At 65.5% G+C, this 18,298-nt stretch carries 14 protein-coding genes and 1 pseudogene; 4 read left to right on the top strand and 11 right to left on the bottom strand.

Annotation, left to right across the window (positions count from 1 at the left end; translation table 11 throughout):
- Positions 1-90: 90 nt before the first annotated feature.
- The 11 genes and pseudogenes from H165_RS0112940 to mtnA all read right to left on the bottom strand — a co-directional run.
- Positions 91-282 (bottom strand): annotated as a pseudogene (locus H165_RS0112940) (transposase); the annotation flags it as partial.
- 117 nt (positions 283-399) lie between these two features.
- Entirely contained in the window at positions 400-1,452 is a 1,053-nt protein-coding gene (locus H165_RS0112935) for an LPS O-antigen chain length determinant protein WzzB (protein WP_017939357.1), read from the bottom strand.
- 403 nt (positions 1,453-1,855) lie between these two features.
- Positions 1,856-2,146 carry an integration host factor subunit beta gene (gene ihfB / locus H165_RS0112930; RefSeq protein ID WP_017939356.1) on the bottom strand — a complete coding sequence of 97 codons (291 nt, stop codon included), beginning with the start codon at positions 2,144-2,146 and terminating at the stop codon, positions 1,856-1,858.
- 191 nt (positions 2,147-2,337) lie between these two features.
- Entirely contained in the window at positions 2,338-4,017 is a 1,680-nt protein-coding gene (rpsA, locus tag H165_RS0112925; RefSeq protein ID WP_017939355.1) for a 30S ribosomal protein S1, read from the bottom strand.
- Between the two features lie 120 nt (positions 4,018-4,137).
- On the bottom strand, positions 4,138-4,827 hold the full coding sequence (gene cmk, locus H165_RS0112920; protein ID WP_017939354.1) for a (d)CMP kinase: 690 nt from the start codon (positions 4,825-4,827) through the stop codon (positions 4,138-4,140).
- A complete protein-coding gene (locus H165_RS0112915; protein ID WP_017939353.1) occupies positions 4,827-7,046 on the bottom strand; it encodes a bifunctional prephenate dehydrogenase/3-phosphoshikimate 1-carboxyvinyltransferase in 2,220 nt (739 codons plus the stop codon). The genes cmk and H165_RS0112915 overlap by 1 nt, the downstream gene beginning before the upstream one ends.
- Entirely contained in the window at positions 7,039-8,151 is a 1,113-nt protein-coding gene (gene hisC / locus H165_RS0112910) for a histidinol-phosphate transaminase (protein WP_017939352.1), read from the bottom strand. The genes H165_RS0112915 and hisC overlap by 8 nt, the downstream gene beginning before the upstream one ends.
- A 79-nt stretch (positions 8,152-8,230) precedes the next feature.
- Positions 8,231-9,328, bottom strand: a complete 1,098-nt coding sequence (gene pheA, locus H165_RS0112905; RefSeq protein WP_017939351.1) for a prephenate dehydratase — start codon at positions 9,326-9,328, stop codon at positions 8,231-8,233.
- Position 9,329: 1 nt separating this feature from the next.
- The gene (serC, locus tag H165_RS0112900; RefSeq protein WP_026146609.1) at positions 9,330-10,412 is read right to left on the bottom strand and encodes a 3-phosphoserine/phosphohydroxythreonine transaminase; all 1,083 of its coding nucleotides are present in this window, start codon (positions 10,410-10,412) and stop codon (positions 9,330-9,332) included.
- Between the two features lie 7 nt (positions 10,413-10,419).
- The gene (gyrA, locus tag H165_RS0112895; RefSeq protein WP_017939349.1) at positions 10,420-13,161 is read right to left on the bottom strand and encodes a DNA gyrase subunit A; all 2,742 of its coding nucleotides are present in this window, start codon (positions 13,159-13,161) and stop codon (positions 10,420-10,422) included.
- Positions 13,162-13,403: 242 nt separating this feature from the next.
- Positions 13,404-14,480 carry an S-methyl-5-thioribose-1-phosphate isomerase gene (mtnA, locus tag H165_RS0112890; protein ID WP_026146608.1) on the bottom strand — a complete coding sequence of 359 codons (1,077 nt, stop codon included), beginning with the start codon at positions 14,478-14,480 and terminating at the stop codon, positions 13,404-13,406.
- 105 nt (positions 14,481-14,585) lie between these two features.
- Here mtnA and H165_RS0112885 point away from each other — a divergent pair, with 105 nt between their 5' ends.
- The 4 genes from H165_RS0112885 to H165_RS0112870 all read left to right on the top strand — a co-directional run bounded on the left by H165_RS0112885 (position 14,586) and on the right by H165_RS0112870 (position 18,132).
- Positions 14,586-15,917 (top strand): TRZ/ATZ family hydrolase, encoded by a 1,332-nt coding sequence (locus H165_RS0112885; RefSeq protein WP_017939347.1) that lies wholly within the window; start codon positions 14,586-14,588, stop codon positions 15,915-15,917.
- A gap of 23 nt (positions 15,918-15,940) precedes the next feature.
- Complete coding sequence (gene ubiG / locus H165_RS0112880) at positions 15,941-16,642, top strand: bifunctional 2-polyprenyl-6-hydroxyphenol methylase/3-demethylubiquinol 3-O-methyltransferase UbiG (protein WP_017939346.1); 702 nt, start codon at positions 15,941-15,943, stop codon at positions 16,640-16,642.
- Complete coding sequence (gene mupP, locus H165_RS0112875; RefSeq protein ID WP_017939345.1) at positions 16,642-17,313, top strand: N-acetylmuramic acid 6-phosphate phosphatase MupP; 672 nt, start codon at positions 16,642-16,644, stop codon at positions 17,311-17,313. The genes ubiG and mupP overlap by 1 nt, the downstream gene beginning before the upstream one ends.
- A 78-nt stretch (positions 17,314-17,391) precedes the next feature.
- Complete coding sequence (locus H165_RS0112870; protein WP_017939344.1) at positions 17,392-18,132, top strand: YciK family oxidoreductase; 741 nt, start codon at positions 17,392-17,394, stop codon at positions 18,130-18,132.
- Positions 18,133-18,298 lie beyond the last annotated feature (166 nt).

The following is an 18,298-nucleotide window of genomic DNA, read 5'->3' as shown; positions in this document are numbered from 1 at the left end:
AAGCGGTCCATCGATCAAAAACTGCTCAGATCGACTACTTATGTAGGGTTTTTAGCCGCTACGCGCACCCCGTAGCGGCTATTCGCCGTGTTACAGGCGCACCTCTCCTGTGTTCGCGAGTAAATGCCGCCGCGCCATCCACAGATTCGACAGCGCAAACAGCGTAATCAGTTGTGCGGTGTTCTTGGCCAGGCCACGGAAGCGCACCTTGGTGTAACCAAACTGGCGCTTGATCACTCGAAACGGGTGCTCGACCTTCGCTCGCACTTGTGCCTTGGCCTTCAAATCCCTGTCGAATGAGGTGATCCAGCGCACGCTCATCCTGACGAGGCTTGCAGTGCGCGAGGCGCCAGGCGGATCCGCGATGGCCCGTGGCGCATGCGCGTGATGAAAGTAACCTCATGCTTCGCGCTCGTGCCGCTGGAAAAGCACTCGAATAAGCGCCAGAAAAATGCCTAGCATGCCGCCCAATACCAGCCCAATCGCCATGACCAGAGCCTTTTTTGGCCTCACAGGAGTATCCGGGGTTTCCACAGCACCATCTTGGCGAAACACAGCGACCTTTTCGGGATTGATGCTCAAGCTATTGAAGAGCCTTTGCTGCTCCTGCAGGGTGCGGAGGGTTGGGATAAACGGATCATCCGACACACGACTCTCCAGCGCCTGGATCTCGGCCTTCAGTGCCTTGCTACCACGCATGTACATTAGAGAGCCATCCATGAATGCGGAGAGTTGCTCGACGACCTGCCCACTAATCACCGGGGTTTTTTCCAGGCCTACTGCCTCGGCAACCGTCAGAGCCTCCCGTAGCCGGATGATTCGGTCTTCTCGGCGCGCTTTTGCCGTATCACGCAGGCTATCGATACGCTGCTCGACATCACGCTCCTTTACTTCGATCTCCCTCTGTGCGTTTTCGATCATCTCTTCGAGAGACCGTCGCGCCACATCTTCCGTATATCGACGAACCCAATTTGCGGCCACCTCCGGATCCTCATGCTCCACCACCACTTGATAGCGGTTCGGCTGATTCTTATCCGGCGCCTTGATGCTCAGGACCTTGCTAAAAGACTCGTAGAGCCGGTCACGCGGGGCCTTGCGCTCACTCTCATCGAGAGACGGCAGATAGACACCTTCGAAGAAAAGACGCCGAGTTTCATCGGCTTGAAGATTACGGGTAAAGACCTCGTAAACGTCCTGTACCTTGAAAGGCTCCAGCCCTACTTCCTTGGTTCGCCCCAAGTTAAAACCAGCAACGTTACTCAAAGACGGAGGCAATACGGCAACCCGAGCCTCGTAAATGGGCTTGCTAAGGAACGCATAAGCTGCCGCCGCTCCAGTAACAAGGAAAGTCACTAATAAAATCAACCACTTCTGTTCCCATAGGGAACGGAACAATTCAATCAGGTCGATTTCGTCATTCGCAGCAACACGAGTTACTTGAGACTCATCCATCACGGCATCCACTAGCTATCTTTATTGTGGTATGGCGGGGCACACCTGCCCCGCCACATCAATTAGAAAGTAAGAATACCCCACCACTTGGGGTTACGACCCCCGCCTCGCGTGACCTGCCTTGTGAGCACGGATGCTGAGGGAGCATACGGATCACGGGGTATGTGACACTCTCGGCGCACCCAGAACCTGGGACAACTGCACCTCCGGTCTTGAAATTTACGTAGACTGCAAGAGAGCTAGGGATGGTCTGAAAAAGTCCTTTCTCGAAAAATGCTGCCCAGTAACCATGCGGGATACAGGGCAGCGGTTTCGCGAAAAACGGGCTTTTTCAGAGTTTCCCTAGAGAGTTTTCTCCCTTGCGATTGATTTGAGGGTAATCACGGGGTATCGGACGAACGGGTCAGGAACCCAGATCTTCGTTGACCCGATCACGAAGCTCCTTGCCCGGCTTGAAGTGCGGTACGTACTTGCCATCCAGACGGACGGACTCGCCAGTCTTCGGGTTACGACCGATGCGGGGGGCGCGGTAGTGAAGAGAAAAGCTACCAAAACCGCGAATCTCGATACGGTCACCTGTCGCCAAGGCCTGGGACATCTGCTCCAGCATGGTCTTGATGGCCAGCTCTACGTCCTTGGCCGATAACTGTCCCTGCTGACTGGCGATACGTTCGATCAACTCCGACTTGGTCATGGTTTTCCCTTCTATTTCAAGCGGCTAGATCAGCTCTTGAAGGGTTTTAGCATGCGCAGCCGGCTTTGAACAGCCCAATTTCCCTCAATAGTCAAGTCCGCAGTAGCTCTCCCCCCTTGGACTCTTCTCCTCAATGAAAAAGGGCGGCCCGAGGGGTCGCCCTTTTTACATTCAGATGAAGCCCTGGGTAATTAGCCCTGGTTTTCCATCTGGGCACGGATCAGATCACCGATGGTGGTCGGACCAGTGGTTTCCACTTCCTGCTTGCGCAGGTGGTTCAGCGCATCTTTCTCGTCCTCGACGTCTTTCGACTTGATGGACAGGTTGATGACGCGGGACTTGCGATCGACGCTGATGATCTTGGCTTCGACTTCGTCGCCGACTTTCAGCACGTTGCGCGCATCTTCGACGCGGTCACGGCTGATTTCGGAGGCCTTCAGCACGGCTTCGACGTCGGTGGCCAGGGTCACGATGGCGCCCTTGGCATCGACTTCCTTGACGGTGCCGCGAACCACGGAGCCCTTGTCGTTCAGGGACACGTAGCTGGAGAACGGATCGTCTTCCAGCTGCTTGATGCCCAGGGAGATGCGCTCGCGCTCCGGATCCACGGAGAGGATGATGGTTTCCAGCTCGTCGCCTTTCTTGAAGCGGCGAACGGCTTCTTCACCCGGCTCGTTCCAGGAGATGTCGGACAGGTGCACCAGACCGTCGATGCCGCCTTCCAGGCCGATGAAGATACCGAAGTCGGTGATCGACTTGATGGTACCGGTGATGCGGTCGCCCTTGTTGTAGCGGCTGGAGAAGTCTTCCCACGGGTTGGTCTTGCACTGCTTGATACCCAGGGAGATGCGACGACGCTCTTCGTCGATGTCCAGAACCATGACTTCCACTTCGTCGCCGACCTGAACGACCTTCGACGGGTGGATGTTCTTGTTGGTCCAGTCCATTTCGGAGACGTGCACCAGGCCTTCCACGCCCTCTTCCAGCTCGGCGAAGCAGCCGTAGTCGGTGAGGTTGGTGACGCGGGCCATGACGCGGGTACCTTCCGGATAACGGGCCTTGATGGCAACCCACGGGTCTTCGCCCAGTTGCTTCAGACCCAGGGAGACGCGGTTGCGCTCGCGGTCGTACTTGAGGACCTTGACCTCGATCTCGTCGCCGACGTTGACGATCTCGGACGGGTGCTTGATGCGCTTCCAGGCCATGTCGGTGATGTGCAGCAGGCCGTCCACGCCGCCAAGGTCGACGAACGCACCGTAGTCGGTGAGGTTCTTGACGATACCCTTGACCTGCTGACCTTCCTGCAGGGATTCCAGCAGCGCTTCACGCTCGGCACTGTTCTCGGCTTCCAGCACGCTGCGGCGGGAAACCACGACGTTGTTGCGCTTCTGGTCGAGCTTGATGACCTTGAATTCGAGCTCTTTGCCTTCCAGGTGGGTGGTATCGCGCACCGGGCGCACGTCTACCAGGGAGCCCGGCAGGAACGCGCGAATGCCGTTCAGATCGACGGTGAAACCGCCCTTGACCTTGCCGTTGATGACGCCCTTGACCACTTCTTCGGCAGCGAAAGCCGCTTCCAGAACAATCCAGGATTCCGCACGCTTGGCCTTCTCGCGGGACAGCTTGGTCTCGCCGAAGCCGTCTTCCACGGCGTCCAGCGCGACGTGCACTTCGTCACCCACTTTGATGGTCAGTTCGCCCTGTTCGTTGAGGAACTGCTCGACCGGGATGACGCCCTCGGATTTCAGACCGGCGTGGACAGTAACCCAGTCACCATCGATGTCGACCACGGTACCGGTGATGATGGCACCCGGCTGCATGTCGAGGGACTTGAGGCTTTCTTCAAAAAGTTCTGCAAAGCTTTCGCTCATGTTGATTCCTGAATTGATCGGGGCGACCATCCGCCCATCTGCCACATTCCAGCCCAATGTGGGGTCGTTTGAGTCAAGGAAAGCGCCGGGCTTTGACTGGTATCCCAAGCGCTTCCCTGGTCATCCGGCAAGGTCGCGATCGGCGACTTCGCTCAAGATGCGTTCCAGCACCTGCTCGATGGAGAGTTCGGTCGAGTCCAGTTGGACCGCGTCGGGCGCCGGCTTGAGCGGAGCGACAGCTCGCTGCATGTCGCGCTCATCGCGTTCGCGAATCTCTTCTAGCAGACTCGCTAGATTAACATCCTGCCCCTTGGCCTTCAACTGAAGATAGCGCCTGCGTGCCCTTTCCTCCGCGCTGGCGGTCAGAAAGATCTTCAGCGGCGCGTCGGGGAACACCACGGTGCCCATGTCGCGGCCGTCGGCGATCAGCCCCGGCGGTTCGCGGAAGGCCCGCTGGCGCTGCAGCAGGGCCTCGCGCACCGCCGGCAGGGCGGCGACCTGGGAGGCGCCGGCACCGACCTGCTCGGTGCGGATCACGTCGGTCACCTCCTCCCCTTCGAGGATGATGCGCTGCGGCTGGCCGCCTTCGGCGGCGACGAACTGCACGTCCAGGTGGGCGGCCAGCACCCTGAGGGCCTCTTCGTTGGTGAGGTCGACGCCGTGGTTGCGCGCGGCGAAGGCCAGCAGGCGGTAGAGCGCCCCGGAATCCAGCAGCTTCCAGCCCAGACGCTTGGCCAGCAGGCCGGCGACCGTGCCCTTGCCGGAGCCGCTGGGCCCGTCGATGGTGATGACCGGAGTCCGGTTGTTCATCAGTTTTCACCTTCTACGCTGACGCGGATCCCGGCCTGATTGGCCAGGCCGATGAAGTTCGGGAACGAGGTGGCGACGTTGGCGCAGTCGTGGATGCGAATCGGCGCCGTGGCGCGCAGCGCGGCCACGCTGAAGGACATGGCGATGCGGTGGTCGCCATGGCTCCATACCTCGCCGCCGCCGATCGGACCGCCCTCGATGATGATGCCGTCGGCGGTGGGCTCGGCCTTGACGCCCAGGGCGTTCAGGCCATCCGCCATCACCTGGATGCGGTCGGATTCCTTGACCCGCAGCTCCTCGGCGCCACGCAGCACGGTGCGTCCCTCGGCGCAGGCGGCGGCGACGAACAGCACCGGGAACTCGTCGATGGCCAGCGGCACCAGGTCCTCGGGGATGTCGATCCCTTTCAGCTTAGCGGAACGCACGCGGATGTCCGCCACCGGCTCGCCGCCCACTTCCCGCTCGTTCTCGAGTGTGATGTCGGCGCCCATGAGCTTGAGGATGTCGATCACCCCGGTACGGGTCGGGTTCACCCCGACGTGCTCGAGGAGCAGCTCGGAGCCTTCGGCGATGCTCGCCGCGACCAGGAAGAAGGCCGCCGAGGAGATGTCCGCCGGCACCTCGATGTGGGTGGCGACCAGCTTGTGGCCGGACTCGACGCGGGCGGTGCTGCCTTCCACGCTCACCGGGTAGCCGAAGCCGCGCAGCATGCGCTCGGTGTGGTCGCGGGTCGGCGCCGGCTCGGTCACGCTGGTCTCGCCAGCGGCGTAGAGGCCGGCGAGGAGGAGGCAGGATTTCACCTGGGCGCTGGCCATGGGCATGTCGTAGTGCATGCCGGTGAGCTTCTGGCCACCGCGGATGGTCAGCGGCGGACGCCCTTCCGGCCCGGTCTCGATCACCGCGCCCATTTCGCGCAGCGGCTTGGCCACCCGGCTCATCGGCCGCTTGGACAGCGAGGCGTCGCCGGTCAGCACGGTATCGAACGGCTGGGCGGCGAGCAGGCCGGAAAGCAGGCGCATGGAGGTGCCCGAGTTGCCCAGGTAGAGCGGGCCGGGCGGCGGCTTGAGGCCGTGCAGGCCAACGCCGTGGATGGTCACCTTGCCGTGGTGCGGGCCCTCGATGACCACGCCCATGTCGCGGAAGGCCTGCAGGGTGGCCAAGGCGTCCTCGCCTTCGAGGAAGCCCTCGACCTGGGTGGTACCTTCGGCCAGCGAGCCGAGCATGATCGAGCGGTGCGAGATGGACTTGTCGCCGGGCACGCGGATGCGGCCGGAGAGGGAGCCACCGGGATTGGCAAGGTAGATCAGGTCGTTCGAGTGCATGGCGTCCACATAGGCCCTGCGGGCCAGGATTTTGCTGAAATGCTCACGGGCGAAGCGGGCGCGGGTGAACACGCCGAGCAGCTTGTGCCCGTCCCCAGCGTCGACCGCGTCGCGCAGGGCGTCGAGGTCGTCGCGAAATGCGTCCAGGGTACGCAATACCGCCTGGCGATTGGCGAGGAAGATGTCGTGCCACATCACCGGGTCGCTGCCGGCGATCCGCGTGAAATCGCGGAAGCCGCCGGCGGCATAGCGGAATATCTCCAGGTTCTCGTTGCGCTTGGCCAGCGAGTCGACCAGCGCGAAGGCCAGCAGGTGCGGCAGGTGGCTGGTGGCGGCCAGCACCTCGTCGTGGTGCTCGACCTCCATGTGCTCCACGTCGGCGCCCAGGGCTCGCCACAGGCGGTCGATCAGCGCCAGGGCCGCCGGGTCGTTGCCTTCCAGCGGGGTGAGGATCACCTTGTGACGGCGGAACAGCTCGCCGTTGGCCGCCTCCACCCCGCTCCGCTCCGAGCCGGCGATCGGATGGCCGGGCACGAAGCGCGCCGGCACGCCGCCGAAGGACTCGCGGGCGGCGCGCACCACGTTGCCCTTGGCGCTGCCCACGTCGGTGAGCACCGCCTCGCCCAAATCGAGGCGGGCCAGCTCGCCGAGGAGCTTCTCCATGGCAAGGATCGGCACCGCCAGCTGGATCACGTCGGCGCCGCGGCAGGCGGCGGCCAGGTCGGTCTCGCAGCGGTCCACCACGCCCAGCTCCACCGCCAGGCGGCGCGATTCGGCGTCCAGATCGACGCCGACCACCTCGCGGAACAGGCCCTTGTCACGCAGCCCCTTGGCGAAGGAGCCGCCGATCAGGCCCAGGCCGATCACCACCAGGCGGTTCAGCGGACGCTCAACCACGGGCCAGTACCTGCCCCAGCACCTCGAGGAAGCGGGCGTTCTCCGCCTCGGTACCGATGGAGACGCGCAGGAAGGTGGGCATGCCGTAGCCGGCTACCGGGCGGACGATCACCCCGGCGGCCAGCAGCGCCTGATTGATCGGCGCAGCATCGCGGCCGAAGTCCACGGCGATGAAGTTGCCCTTGGAGGGAATCCACTTCAGACCCAGGGCGCGGAAGCCCTCCTCCAGCTGGCGCATGCCGGCATCGTTGATCCGTCGGCTCTCGGCCAGGTAGTCGCTGTCGTCCAGCGCCGCACAGGCGGCCGCCAGGGCCAGGCTGTTGACGTTGAACGGCTGGCGCACGCGGTTGAGCACGTCGGCCACCTGCGGCGAGGACAGCCCGTAGCCGACCCGCAAGGCGGCCAGGCCATATGCCTTGGAGAAGGTGCGGGAGACCAGCAGGTTCGGGTACCGGGCCAGATAGTCGAGGCCGTTCGGCAGCTCGTCGCCGGAGGCGTATTCGATGTAGGCCTCGTCGAGCACCACCAGCACCTGTTCCGGCACCCGGGCGAGGAAGTCGGCCAGGGCCTGAGGGCCGAACCAGGTGCCGGTCGGGTTGTTGGGGTTGGCGATGAACACCACGCGGGTCTGCGCGTCGATGGCGGCGAGCATGGCCTCCAGGTCGTGGCCGTAGTCACGGGCCGGCACTACCTTGCCCTGGGCGCCGACCGCCTGGGTGGCGATCGGGTAGACGGCGAAGGCGTGCTCGCTGAATACCGCGTTCAGGCCGGGCGCCAGGTAGGCGCGGGCCACCAGGTCGAGGACGTCGTTGGAGCCGTTGCCGAGGGTCACCTGCTCCGGGCGCACGCCGCAGCGCTGGGCGAGCTTCTGCTTCAGCTCGAAGCCGTTGCCGTCCGGATAGCGGGTCAGTTCCGAAAGTTCGCGACGCACCGCCTCCAGCACCCTGGGCGAGGGACCGAGCGGGTTTTCGTTGCTGGCCAGCTTGATGATGCCGGCCGGGTCCAGGCCCAGTTCGCGGGCCAGTTCGTCCACCGGCTTGCCGGGTACGTAGGGGGACAGCTTTTGCACTCCCGGCTGGGCCAGGGCGAGGAAATCACAGGACATAGCTATAAGCCTCGAGCTTCAGGCTGCGTGCCCCACCCCCTGGCTCAGGTGGCACGGGGCACGCAGTGCGCGCTGCAGATTACAGAACTGCCTTGGGATAGGAGCCCAGCACCTTGAGTGCCACGGCGTCCTGGTTGATCTTTTCCAGCACGTCCTTGATCAGCGGGTCCTTGTGGTGGCCGACGAAGTCGATGAAGAACACGTAGGTCCACTTGCCGCTGCGCGACGGCCGGGTCTCGATGCGGGTCAGGTCGATGCCGTTGGTGTGGAAGGGTACCAGCAGCTCATGCAGGGCTCCGGGCTTGTTGCGCATGGAGACGATGATGGAGGTCTTGTCGTCGCCGGTCGGCGGCACTTCCTGGTTGCCGATGATCAGGAAGCGCGTGGAGTTGTCCGGGCGGTCCTCGATCTTCTCGTAGAGCTTGGTCAGGCCGTACAGCTTGGCCGCCATGTCGCCGGCGATCGCCGCGCTGTTCCACTCGCTCTTCACCCGCTTGGCGGCATCCGCGTTGCTGGACACCGCCACGCGCTCGACGTTCGGGTAGTGGGCGTCCAGCCACTTGCGGCACTGGGCCAGGGACTGGGCGTGGGAATAGATCCGGGAGATCTTCTCGGTCTGGGTGTTCTCGCCCACCAGCAGGTGGTGGTGGATGCGCAGCTCCACCTCGCCGCAGATCACCAGGTCGTGCTCGAGGAAGCTGTCCAGGGTGTGGTTGATGGCGCCCTCGGTGGAGTTTTCCACCGGCACCACGCCGAAGTTCACCGCACCGGCGGCCACTTCGCGGAACACCTCGTCGATCGCCGCCATGGGCACGCTGATCACCGCGTGGCCGAAGTGCTTCATCGCCGCCGCCTGGCTGAAGGTGCCCTCCGGGCCCAGGTAGGCCACCTTGAGCGGCTGCTCCAGGGCCAGGCAGGAGGACATGATCTCGCGGAACAACCGGGCGATCTCCTCGTTGCCCAGCGGCCCCTTGTTCAGTTCCATGATGTGCTTGAGCACCCAGGCCTCGCGCTCCGGCCGGTAGAACACCGGCTTCTCGCCCTCGGCCAGGTTCTGCATCTTCACCCGCGCCACTTCCTGGGCGCAGCGGGCGCGTTCGCTGATCAGCTCGAGGATCTTCTCGTCGAGGCTGTCGATGCGCACGCGCAGGGCCTTGAGCTGATCGACGTCGCTCATGTCAGGCGTGCTCCTTCTCGAACTCGGCCATGTAGGCGACCAGGGCCTCGACCGCATCCAGGCCCAGGGCGTTGTAGATGGAGGCGCGCATGCCGCCTACCGAGCGGTGGCCCTTGAGGTTGAGCAGGCCACGGGCCTCGGCGCCGGCCAGGAAGGCCTTGTCGAGGCGCTCGTCGGCCAGGCGGAACGGCACGTTCATCCAGGAGCGTGCCGCCGGCCGGATCGGGTTGGTGTAGAAGTCGCTACTGTCGATGGCCTTGTAGAGCAGTTCCTTCTTGGCGCGGTTGCGCTGCTCCATGGCCGCGACGCCGCCCTGCTCCTTCAGCCATTCGAACACCAGGCCGGCCAGGTACCAGGAATAGGTGGCCGGGGTGTTGTACATGGAGCCGTTGTCGGCGGCGGTCTTGTAGTTGAGCATGGTCGGGCAGATGCTCCGGGCGTGGCCGATCAGGTCCTCGCGGACGATCGCCACCACCAGGCCGGAGGGGCCGATGTTCTTCTGCGCGCCGGCGTAGATCATGCCGTACCGGGACACGTCGATCGGCCGGGAGAGGATGTCCGAGGACATGTCCACCACGAGCGGGGCTTCCACCTCGGGCACCCAGTCGAACTGTACGCCGCCGATGGTCTCGTTGCTGCAGTAGTGCAGATAGGCGGCGCCCTTGGTCAGCTGCCACTCGCTCTGCGCGGGGATGTCGAAGAAGTCCAGCGCCTTGCCGCTGGCCGCCACGTTGACGTTGCCGAAGCGTCGCGCCTCTTCCAGGGCCTTCTTCGACCAGATGCCGGTTTCCACGTAGTCGGCGGTCGCCCCTTCGGGAAGCAGGTTCAGGGGGATCTGGGCGAACTGCTGGCTGGCGCCGCCCTGCATGAACAGCACCTTGTAGTGGCTGGGCACGTTCAGCAGCTCGCGCAGGTCCTGCTCCGCCTTCTCGGCGATGGCGACGAACTCCTCGCTGCGATGGCTCATCTCCATCACGGAGAGCCCCTTGCCCTGCCAGTCGAGCATTTCTGCCTGGGCACGCTCCAGGACGGCAGTGGGAAGCGCGGCCGGGCCGGCGCAGAAGTTATGGGCTCGCTTGGTCACGTCTGTATCACTCTTCGTTGCTCGGGGTGGCGTCGACCTCCGGCGCCACTACATCGGTTTGTTCGCCGTCCAGCTCGTCTTCGTCGCCGCCGGAAGGCTCCTGTACGCGTTCCAGGCCGACCAGCTTCTCGTCTTCGGCCAGCTTGATGAGAATCACGCCCTGGGTGTTGCGCCCCGCCCCGCGGACCTCGTCGACGCGGGTGCGGACCAGGGTGCCCTGGTCGGAGATCAGCATGATCTCCTCGCCTTCCTGGACCTGCACGGCGCCGACCAGCGGGCCGTTGCGCTCGTTGATCACCATGGCGATCACCCCCTGGCCGCCACGCCCGCGGCGCGGGAACTTGCCCAGCTCGGTGCGCTTGCCGTAGCCGCGCTCGGAGGCGGTGAGGATCTGCGCCCCCGACTCGGGGATCAGCATGGAGATCAGCCGCTGGCCTTCCGGCAGGCGCATGCCGCGCACGCCGCGGGCGGTCCGTCCCATGGGGCGGACCAGGCTCTCGGCGAAGCGCAGCACCTTGCCGCCGCTGGAGAACAGCATGACCTCGCGGGCGCCGTCGGTGATGGCGGCGGCGATCAGGGTATCGCCCTCGTCCAGGCGCAGGGCGATCAGGCCGCTGGAACGCGGACGGCTGAACTGCGACAGCGGGGTCTTCTTCACGGTACCGAAGGCGGTGGCCATGAAGATGTAGGCGCCGGTGGGCTCGGCGACCAGTTCCGGGGTATCGCCGTCGGCGTCCTCGGCTTCCGCCTCGACCAGCTCGCCCTCGATCACGGCGCTGGCGGTTTCTTCCTCCAGGTCCTCCTCGTCGGCCTCCCGTTGCAGGGCCTCCAGGTCCACCTGCAGGACCGCGGTGATGCGCTCGCCCTCTTCCAGGGGCAGCAGGTTGACCAGCGGACGGCCGCGGGCTGTGCGCGATGCCTCGGGAATCTCGAAGGTGCGCAGCCAGTAGACCTTGCCCTTGCTGGAGAACAGCAGCAGGGTCGCATGGCTGTTGGCCACCACCAGATGTTCGATGTAGTCCTCGTCCTTCACTCCGGTGGCCGACTTGCCCTTGCCGCCGCGGCGCTGCGCCTGGTAGGCGGCCAGCGGCTGGCTCTTCGCGTAGCCGCCGTGGGAGATGGTCACCACGCGCTCTTCCTCGGGGATCAGGTCGGCCACGGTGAGGTCTTCCTGGGCGGCGCGGATCTCGGTGCGGCGGGCGTCTCCGAACTCGGCCTTGACCTTCTCCAGCTCCTCGCGGATCACTTCCATGAGGCGCTCGGGGCTGGTCAGGATGCGGATCAGTTCGCCGATCAGGGCGAGGATCTCCTGGTACTCGGCGAGCAGCTTCTCGTGCTCCAGACCGGTCAGGCGGTGCAGGCGCAGATCGAGGATGGCCTGGGCCTGCTCCGGGGACAGGTAGTACTTGCCGTCGCGCAGGCCGTACTGCGGATCCAGGTCCTCGGGACGGCAGGCCTCGGCGCCGGCGCGCTCGACCATCGCCTGCACGGCGCTGGACTCCCAGGGGGTGGCGATCAGACGCTCCTTGGCCTCGGCCGGGGTCGGCGAGGTCTTGATCAGCTCGATCACCGGGTCGATGTTGGACAGTGCCACCGCCTGGCCTTCGAGGATGTGACCGCGCTCGCGGGCCTTGCGCAGCTCGAAGACGGTCCGCCGGGTCACCACTTCGCGACGGTGGCGGATGAACACCTCGAGCATGTCCTTGAGGTTCAGGGTCTTCGGCTGGCCGTCGACCAGGGCCACCACGTTGATGCCGAACACGCTCTGCAGTTGGGTCTGGGCGTAGAGGTTGTTGAGGACCACCTCGCCGACCTCGCCGCGGCGCAGCTCGATGACCACGCGCATGCCGTCCTTGTCGGACTCGTCGCGCAGCTCGGTGATGCCCTCGATCTTCTTCTCTTTCACCAGCTCGGCGATCTTCTCGATCAGCCGCGCCTTGTTCAGCTGGTAGGGCAGCTCGGTGATGACGATCTGCTGCCGCGAACCGCCCTTCTCGATGTCCTCGATCTCGGCGCGGGCGCGGATGTAGATGCGCCCGCGACCGGTGCGGTAGGCCTCGACGATGCCGGCGCGGCCGTTGATGATCCCCGCGGTGGGGAAGTCCGGGCCGGGGATGTACTGCATCAGTTCGTCGACGGAGAGCTCCGGGTTCTCGATCAGCGCCAGGCAGCCGTCGATCACCTCGCCGAGGTTGTGCGGCGGAATGTTGGTGGCCATGCCCACGGCGATGCCGCTGGAGCCGTTGACCAGCAGGTTGGGGATCTTGGTGGGCAGGACCGCGGGAATCTGCTCGGTGCCGTCGTAGTTGGGCACCCAGTCGACGGTTTCCTTGTCCAGGTCGGCCAGCAGCTCGTGGGCCAGCTTGGCCATGCGCACCTCGGTGTAACGCATGGCCGCGGCGTTGTCGCCGTCCACCGAACCGAAGTTGCCCTGACCATCCACCAGCAGGTAGCGCAGGGAGAACGGCTGGGCCATGCGCACGATGGTGTCGTACACCGCGCTGTCACCGTGCGGGTGGTACTTACCGATCACGTCGCCGACCACACGGGCGGACTTCTTGTAGGGCTTGTTCCAGTCGTTGCCCAGCTCGCTCATGGCATAGAGCACGCGCCGGTGCACCGGCTTCAGGCCATCACGCGCGTCCGGCAGGGCACGCCCGACGATCACGCTCATTGCGTAGTCGAGGTAGGACTGTCGCAGTTCGTCTTCGATGTTGACCGGGAGAATTTCTTTGGCCAGTTCGCCCATGGGAAGCCTGGTTCCTTTTTCTAGTGAAACGCCGCGCCATCCTTCACTGAGGCGAAGCGCGCCGCCGCCGGCCACTGGCCAGCAACGACTCACGACAAATCAAAGAGTTATGCCATGCGTCAGGGGAGCACGAGCAACCGCTTTAGAACTGCCGGAGGTTACCACAAAGGGCGGCCCACTCCTACTCCGCAGACGCCGGGCACCGGGAGCCGGACGTACGCCACCCGCGCGGGGTGCACGGATCAGTGCAGGCGCTTGCGGCACATCAGAAGGGCCAGCTTGGCGGCATCGGGACGCTCGATGACGCCGCGCTCGGTGACCAGCACGTCCACCAGGTCGGCCGGAGTGACGTCGAACACCGGGTTGAGCGCCGGCACCCGGGCCGCCAGCGGCTGGCCACCGATCTCCAGCAGCTCGCGACCGTCGCGCTCCTCGATGGGGATGTCGTCACCGCTGTCCAGGCTCATGTCGATGGTCGAGGTGGGCGCCACCACCATGAAGCGCACCCCATGGTGCATGGCGTTGACTGCCAACTGGTAGGTGCCGATCTTGTTGGCCACGTCGCAGTTGGCGGTGATCCGGTCGGCGCCGACGATCACCCAGTCGATGCCGCGGGTCTTCATCAGATGCGCGGCGGCGGCGTCGGCCACCAGGCTCACCGGCACGCCCTCGCCGGCCAGCTCCCAGGCGGTCAGTCGCGCGCCCTGCAGCCAGGGCCGGGTCTCGTCGGCATAGACCTGCTCCACCAGCCCCTCCAGCCAGGCTGCGCGAATCACCCCGAGGGCGGTGCCGAAACCGCCGGTGGCCAGGGCTCCAGCATTGCAGTGGGTGAGAATGCGCTGCGGCGCCTTGTCGTGCTTGCGGATCAGCTCGACGCCGTACTGGGCCATGGTCAGGTTGGCCTCGCGGTCGCTCTGGTGGATCTCCCGCGCCTCGGCCTCCAGGGCCTCCAGCACCCCGGCGTCGTTGCGCAGACGATCCAGCCGGGCGCGCATGCGCTGCAACGCCCAGGCCAGGTTGACCGCGGTAGGCCGCGCCGCGGCCAGCTCGGCGAAGTCCTCCTCGAGCGCCGCCCGCCAGTCGCCGCCGGCCGCCAGCCGGTCGCGGACGCCGAGCAGCAGACCGTAGGCAGCGGCGATGCCGATCGCCGGCGCGCCGCGCACCACCATGTGACGGATCGCCGCAGCCACCTCCGCCGCGGTATCGTGACCGAGCCAGCGCTCCTCGAACGGCAGGCGGCGCTGGTCGAGCAGGTACAACCGGCCGTCACGCCATTCGACGGCCCTGACCCTTTCCGTTGCCAGCATGCGTTCGCGCATCACCTACCCCACCTGAAGAACAAAACCGCCGATTATAGCCATCCTCCCGACCGGGTGCTCGGTTATACTGCCGGATTCTCCGGGATAGCGCGCAGAACGCCGACCATGTCCGACCTGTCTACACCACTCGACCTGCTGCTGTTGCCGACCTGGCTGGTTCCCGTCGAGCCGGCCGGCGTCGTTTGGAAGGACCATGCCCTGGGCGTGCGCGACGGCCGCATCGTGCTGCTCGCCCCACGCGCCGAGGCCATGCGCCACGCCGCCCGGGAAATCCGCGAGCTGCCCGGCCACCTCCTCGCCCCCGGCCTGATCAACGCCCACGGCCATGCCGCCATGAGCCTGTTCCGCGGCCTGGCCGACGACCTGCCGCTGCTCGCCTGGCTCAAGGAGCACATCTGGCCGGCCGAGGCGCGCTGGGTCGACGAGGAGTTCGTCCGCGACGGCACCGAGCTGGCCATCGCCGAGCAGATCAAGGGCGGCATCAGCTGCTTCTCGGACATGTACTTCTTCCCGGAAGTGGCCAGTGAACGGGTGCACAGGAGCGGCATCCGCGCGCAGATGTGCATTCCGGTGCTGGACTTCCCCACCCCCGGCGCCCGCGACGCCGACGAGGCGCTGCGCAAGGGCCTGGAGCTGTTCGACAACCTCAAGCTGCACCCACGCATCAAGGTGGCTTTCGGTCCCCACGCGCCCTATTCGGTGGGTGACGCCCGGCTGGAGAACGTCCGCGTGCTGGCCGAGGAGCTGGACGCCGGCATCCACATGCACGTCCACGAGACCGCCTTCGAGGTCCAGCAGAGCCTCGAGCTGCACGGCATGCGCCCTCTGGCCCGGCTCGCCCGCCTAGGCCTGCTCGGCCCGCGCTTCCAGGCCGTGCATCTGACCCAGGTGAACGACGAGGACCTGGGCCTGCTGGTGGAAACCAACAGCAGCGTGATCCACTGCCCCGAATCCAACCTCAAGCTGGCCAGCGGCTTCTGCCCGGTGGAACGTCTGTGGAACGCCGGCGTCAACGTCGCCATCGGCACCGATGGGGCGGCCAGCAACAACGATCTCGATCTGCTCGGCGAGACCCGCACGGCGGCCCTGCTGGCCAAGGCCGTGGCCGGCTCGGCGAGCGCCCTGGACGCTCACCGCGCCCTGCGCATGGCCACCCTGAACGGCGCTCGCGCCCTGGGTCTGGAGGAGGAAACCGGCTCCCTGGAACTCGGCAAGCTTGCCGACCTGGTTGCCTTCGACCTCTCGCGTCTGGCCCAGCAACCCATCTACGACCCGGTGTCGCAACTGATCTACGCCAGCACCCGCGACTGCGTGCAGCATCTCTGGGTGGGCGGCAAGCAACTGCTCGACGCTGGCCGGCTGACCCGCCTGGACGAAGAGCGCATCCTCGCCACCAGTCGCACCTGGGGTGAACGCATCGCCGGCAAGGTCCACTGAATTTCCCCTTCCAAGGAGTCGTCATGAGCAACGTCGATCACGCCGAAATCGCCAAGTTCGAGGCCCTCGCCCACCGCTGGTGGGACCGCGAGAGCGAGTTCAAGCCGCTGCACGACATCAACCCGCTGCGCGTCAACTGGATCGACGAACACGTCGGCGGCCTGGCCGGCAAGAAGGTGCTGGACGTCGGCTGCGGCGGCGGCATCCTCAGCGAAGCCATGGCCCAGCGCGGCGCCACGGTGACCGGCATCGACATGGGCGAGGCGCCGCTGGCCGTGGCCCGGCTGCACCAGCTGGAGTCCGGGGTGGCGGTGGAGTACCGGCAGATCACCGCCGAGGCCCTGGCCGAGGAGCAGCCCGGGCAGTTCGACGTGGTCACCTGCCTGGAGATGCTCGAGCACGTGCCCGACCCCGCCTCGGTGATCGACGCCTGCCAGCGCCTGGTCAAGCCCGGCGGTCAGGTGTTCTTCTCCACCATCAACCGCAATCCCAAGTCCTACCTGTTCGCCGTGATCGGCGCCGAGTACCTGCTGCGCCTGCTGCCGCGCGGCACCCACGACTTCAAGAAGTTCATCCGCCCCTCGGAGCTGGGCGCCTGGTGCCGCAATGTCGGCCTGGAGGTCAAGGACATCGTCGGACTGACCTACAACCCGCTGACCAAGCACTACAAACTGGCCGCGGACGTCGACGTCAACTATATGATCCAGACGCTCAAGGAGGCGTGATGCGGCTGCGCGCGGTACTTTTCGACATGGACGGCACGCTGCTCGACAGCGCGCCGGACTTCATCGCCATCACCCAGGCCATGCGCGCCGAGCGCGGCCTGCCGCCGCTGCCCGAGAAGACCATCCGCGACGTGGTCTCCGGCGGCGCTCGGGCAATGGTCGCCACCGGCTTCGCCCTCGATCCCGAGGCCCCGGACTTCGAACCGCTGCGCCAGGAGTTCCTGGAGCGCTACCAGAATCACTGCGCGGTGCTGACCCGGCCGTTCGACGGCATCCCCGAGCTGCTCGAGGACATCGAGCGCGCCCGCCTGCGCTGGGGAGTGGTCACCAACAAGCCGCTGCGCTACGCCGAGCCGATCATGCGCGACCTGGGCCTGGCCGAACGCTCGGCGGTACTGGTCTGCCCGGACCACGTCAGCCGCAGCAAGCCGGATCCGGAAATGCTCCTGCTGGCCTGTGCGAAGCTCGGCATCCAGCCGGCGGAAGCCCTGTTCATCGGCGACGACCTGCGCGACATCGAGGCCGGCCGCGCCGCCGGCACGCGCACCGCGGCGGTCAGCTACGGCTACATCCACCCGGACGACAACGCCCGCCACTGGGGCGCCGACGTGGTGGTCGACCACCCGCTGGAGCTGCGCGCCATCCTGGATCGGGCGCTGTGCGGCTGCTAGCCTGCCGCCCCTGACGCCATCCGCCTTAACCTGAAGCCTGCGGCGCGACGCCCGCAGCCCTTCCGAGGAGACACCCCCATGTTCGACTACACCGCCCGCCCCGACCTGCTCAAGGACCGAGTGATCCTGATCAGCGGCGCCGGGCGCGGCATCGGCGCGGCCGCCGCCAAGACCTTCGCGGCCCACGGCGCCACCGTATTACTGCTGGGCAAGACCGAGGAAAACCTCAACCAGGTCTACGACGAGATCGAGGCGGCCGGCCATCCGCAACCGGTGGTCATCCCCTTCAACCTGGAAACCGCCCTGCCGCACCAGTACGACGAGCTGGCGGCGACCGTCGAGAGCAACTTCGGGCGCCTCGACGGCCTGCTCAACAACGCCTCCATCGTCGGCCCGCGCACGCCGCTGGAGCTGCTTTCCGGCGAGAACTTCATGCGCGTCATGCACATCAACGTCAACGCCACCTTCATGCTTACCAGCACCCTGCTGCCGCTGCTCAAGCTCTCGCCGGACGCCTCGGTGATCTTCACCTCGAGCAGCGTGGGTCGCAAGGGACGCGCCTACTGGGGCGCCTACGGGGTCTCCAAGTTCGCCACCGAAGGCCTGATGCAGACCCTCGCCGACGAGCTGGACGGCGTCGCCAACGTGCGCGCCAACAGCGTCAACCCCGGGGCCACCCGCACCGCCATGCGCGCCCAGGCCTACCCGGCGGAGAACCCGCTGAACAACCCCCTGCCGGAAGAGATCATGCCGGTCTACCTGTACCTGATGGGACCGGACAGCCGGGGCGTCAACGGCCAGGCGTTCAACGCCCAATGAGCCGTTCTAGACGCCTCGCCAGAAAAATGACAGCTCTTTGCCATCATTCGCCGGTTTACTGGCGAATGATGGCACCCAGCCATCGAGAAGAACAGCCAAATTATTGAAAAATAAGGATTTTTAGGCTTTTTGAACCAACTGGCATGAAAATCGCTCAAAGCCCTGC

The sequence above is a fragment of the Pseudomonas thermotolerans DSM 14292 genome (assembly GCF_000364625.1).
GTDB classification, from domain to species: Bacteria; Pseudomonadota; Gammaproteobacteria; order Pseudomonadales; family Pseudomonadaceae; genus Aquipseudomonas; species Aquipseudomonas thermotolerans.
Note: the sequence above shows the minus strand (reverse complement) of the source record. Positions and strands in the feature narration are given on the sequence as shown.

Coding starts and splice junctions, on each gene's coding strand:
- H165_RS0112935 (WP_017939357.1), bottom strand. CDS start 1,452: ATGGATGAGTCTCAAGTAACTCGTGTTGCTGCGAATGACGAAATCGAC.
- ihfB (WP_017939356.1), bottom strand. CDS start 2,146: ATGACCAAGTCGGAGTTGATCGAACGTATCGCCAGTCAGCAGGGACAG.
- rpsA (WP_017939355.1), bottom strand. CDS start 4,017: ATGAGCGAAAGCTTTGCAGAACTTTTTGAAGAAAGCCTCAAGTCCCTC.
- cmk (WP_017939354.1), bottom strand. CDS start 4,827: ATGAACAACCGGACTCCGGTCATCACCATCGACGGGCCCAGCGGCTCC.
- hisC (WP_017939352.1), bottom strand. CDS start 8,151: ATGTCCTGTGATTTCCTCGCCCTGGCCCAGCCGGGAGTGCAAAAGCTG.
- pheA (WP_017939351.1), bottom strand. CDS start 9,328: ATGAGCGACGTCGATCAGCTCAAGGCCCTGCGCGTGCGCATCGACAGC.
- gyrA (WP_017939349.1), bottom strand. CDS start 13,161: ATGGGCGAACTGGCCAAAGAAATTCTCCCGGTCAACATCGAAGACGAA.
- mtnA (WP_026146608.1), bottom strand. CDS start 14,480: ATGCGCGAACGCATGCTGGCAACGGAAAGGGTCAGGGCCGTCGAATGG.
- H165_RS0112885 (WP_017939347.1), top strand. CDS start 14,586: ATGTCCGACCTGTCTACACCACTCGACCTGCTGCTGTTGCCGACCTGG.
- ubiG (WP_017939346.1), top strand. CDS start 15,941: ATGAGCAACGTCGATCACGCCGAAATCGCCAAGTTCGAGGCCCTCGCC.
- mupP (WP_017939345.1), top strand. CDS start 16,642: ATGCGGCTGCGCGCGGTACTTTTCGACATGGACGGCACGCTGCTCGAC.
- H165_RS0112870 (WP_017939344.1), top strand. CDS start 17,392: ATGTTCGACTACACCGCCCGCCCCGACCTGCTCAAGGACCGAGTGATC.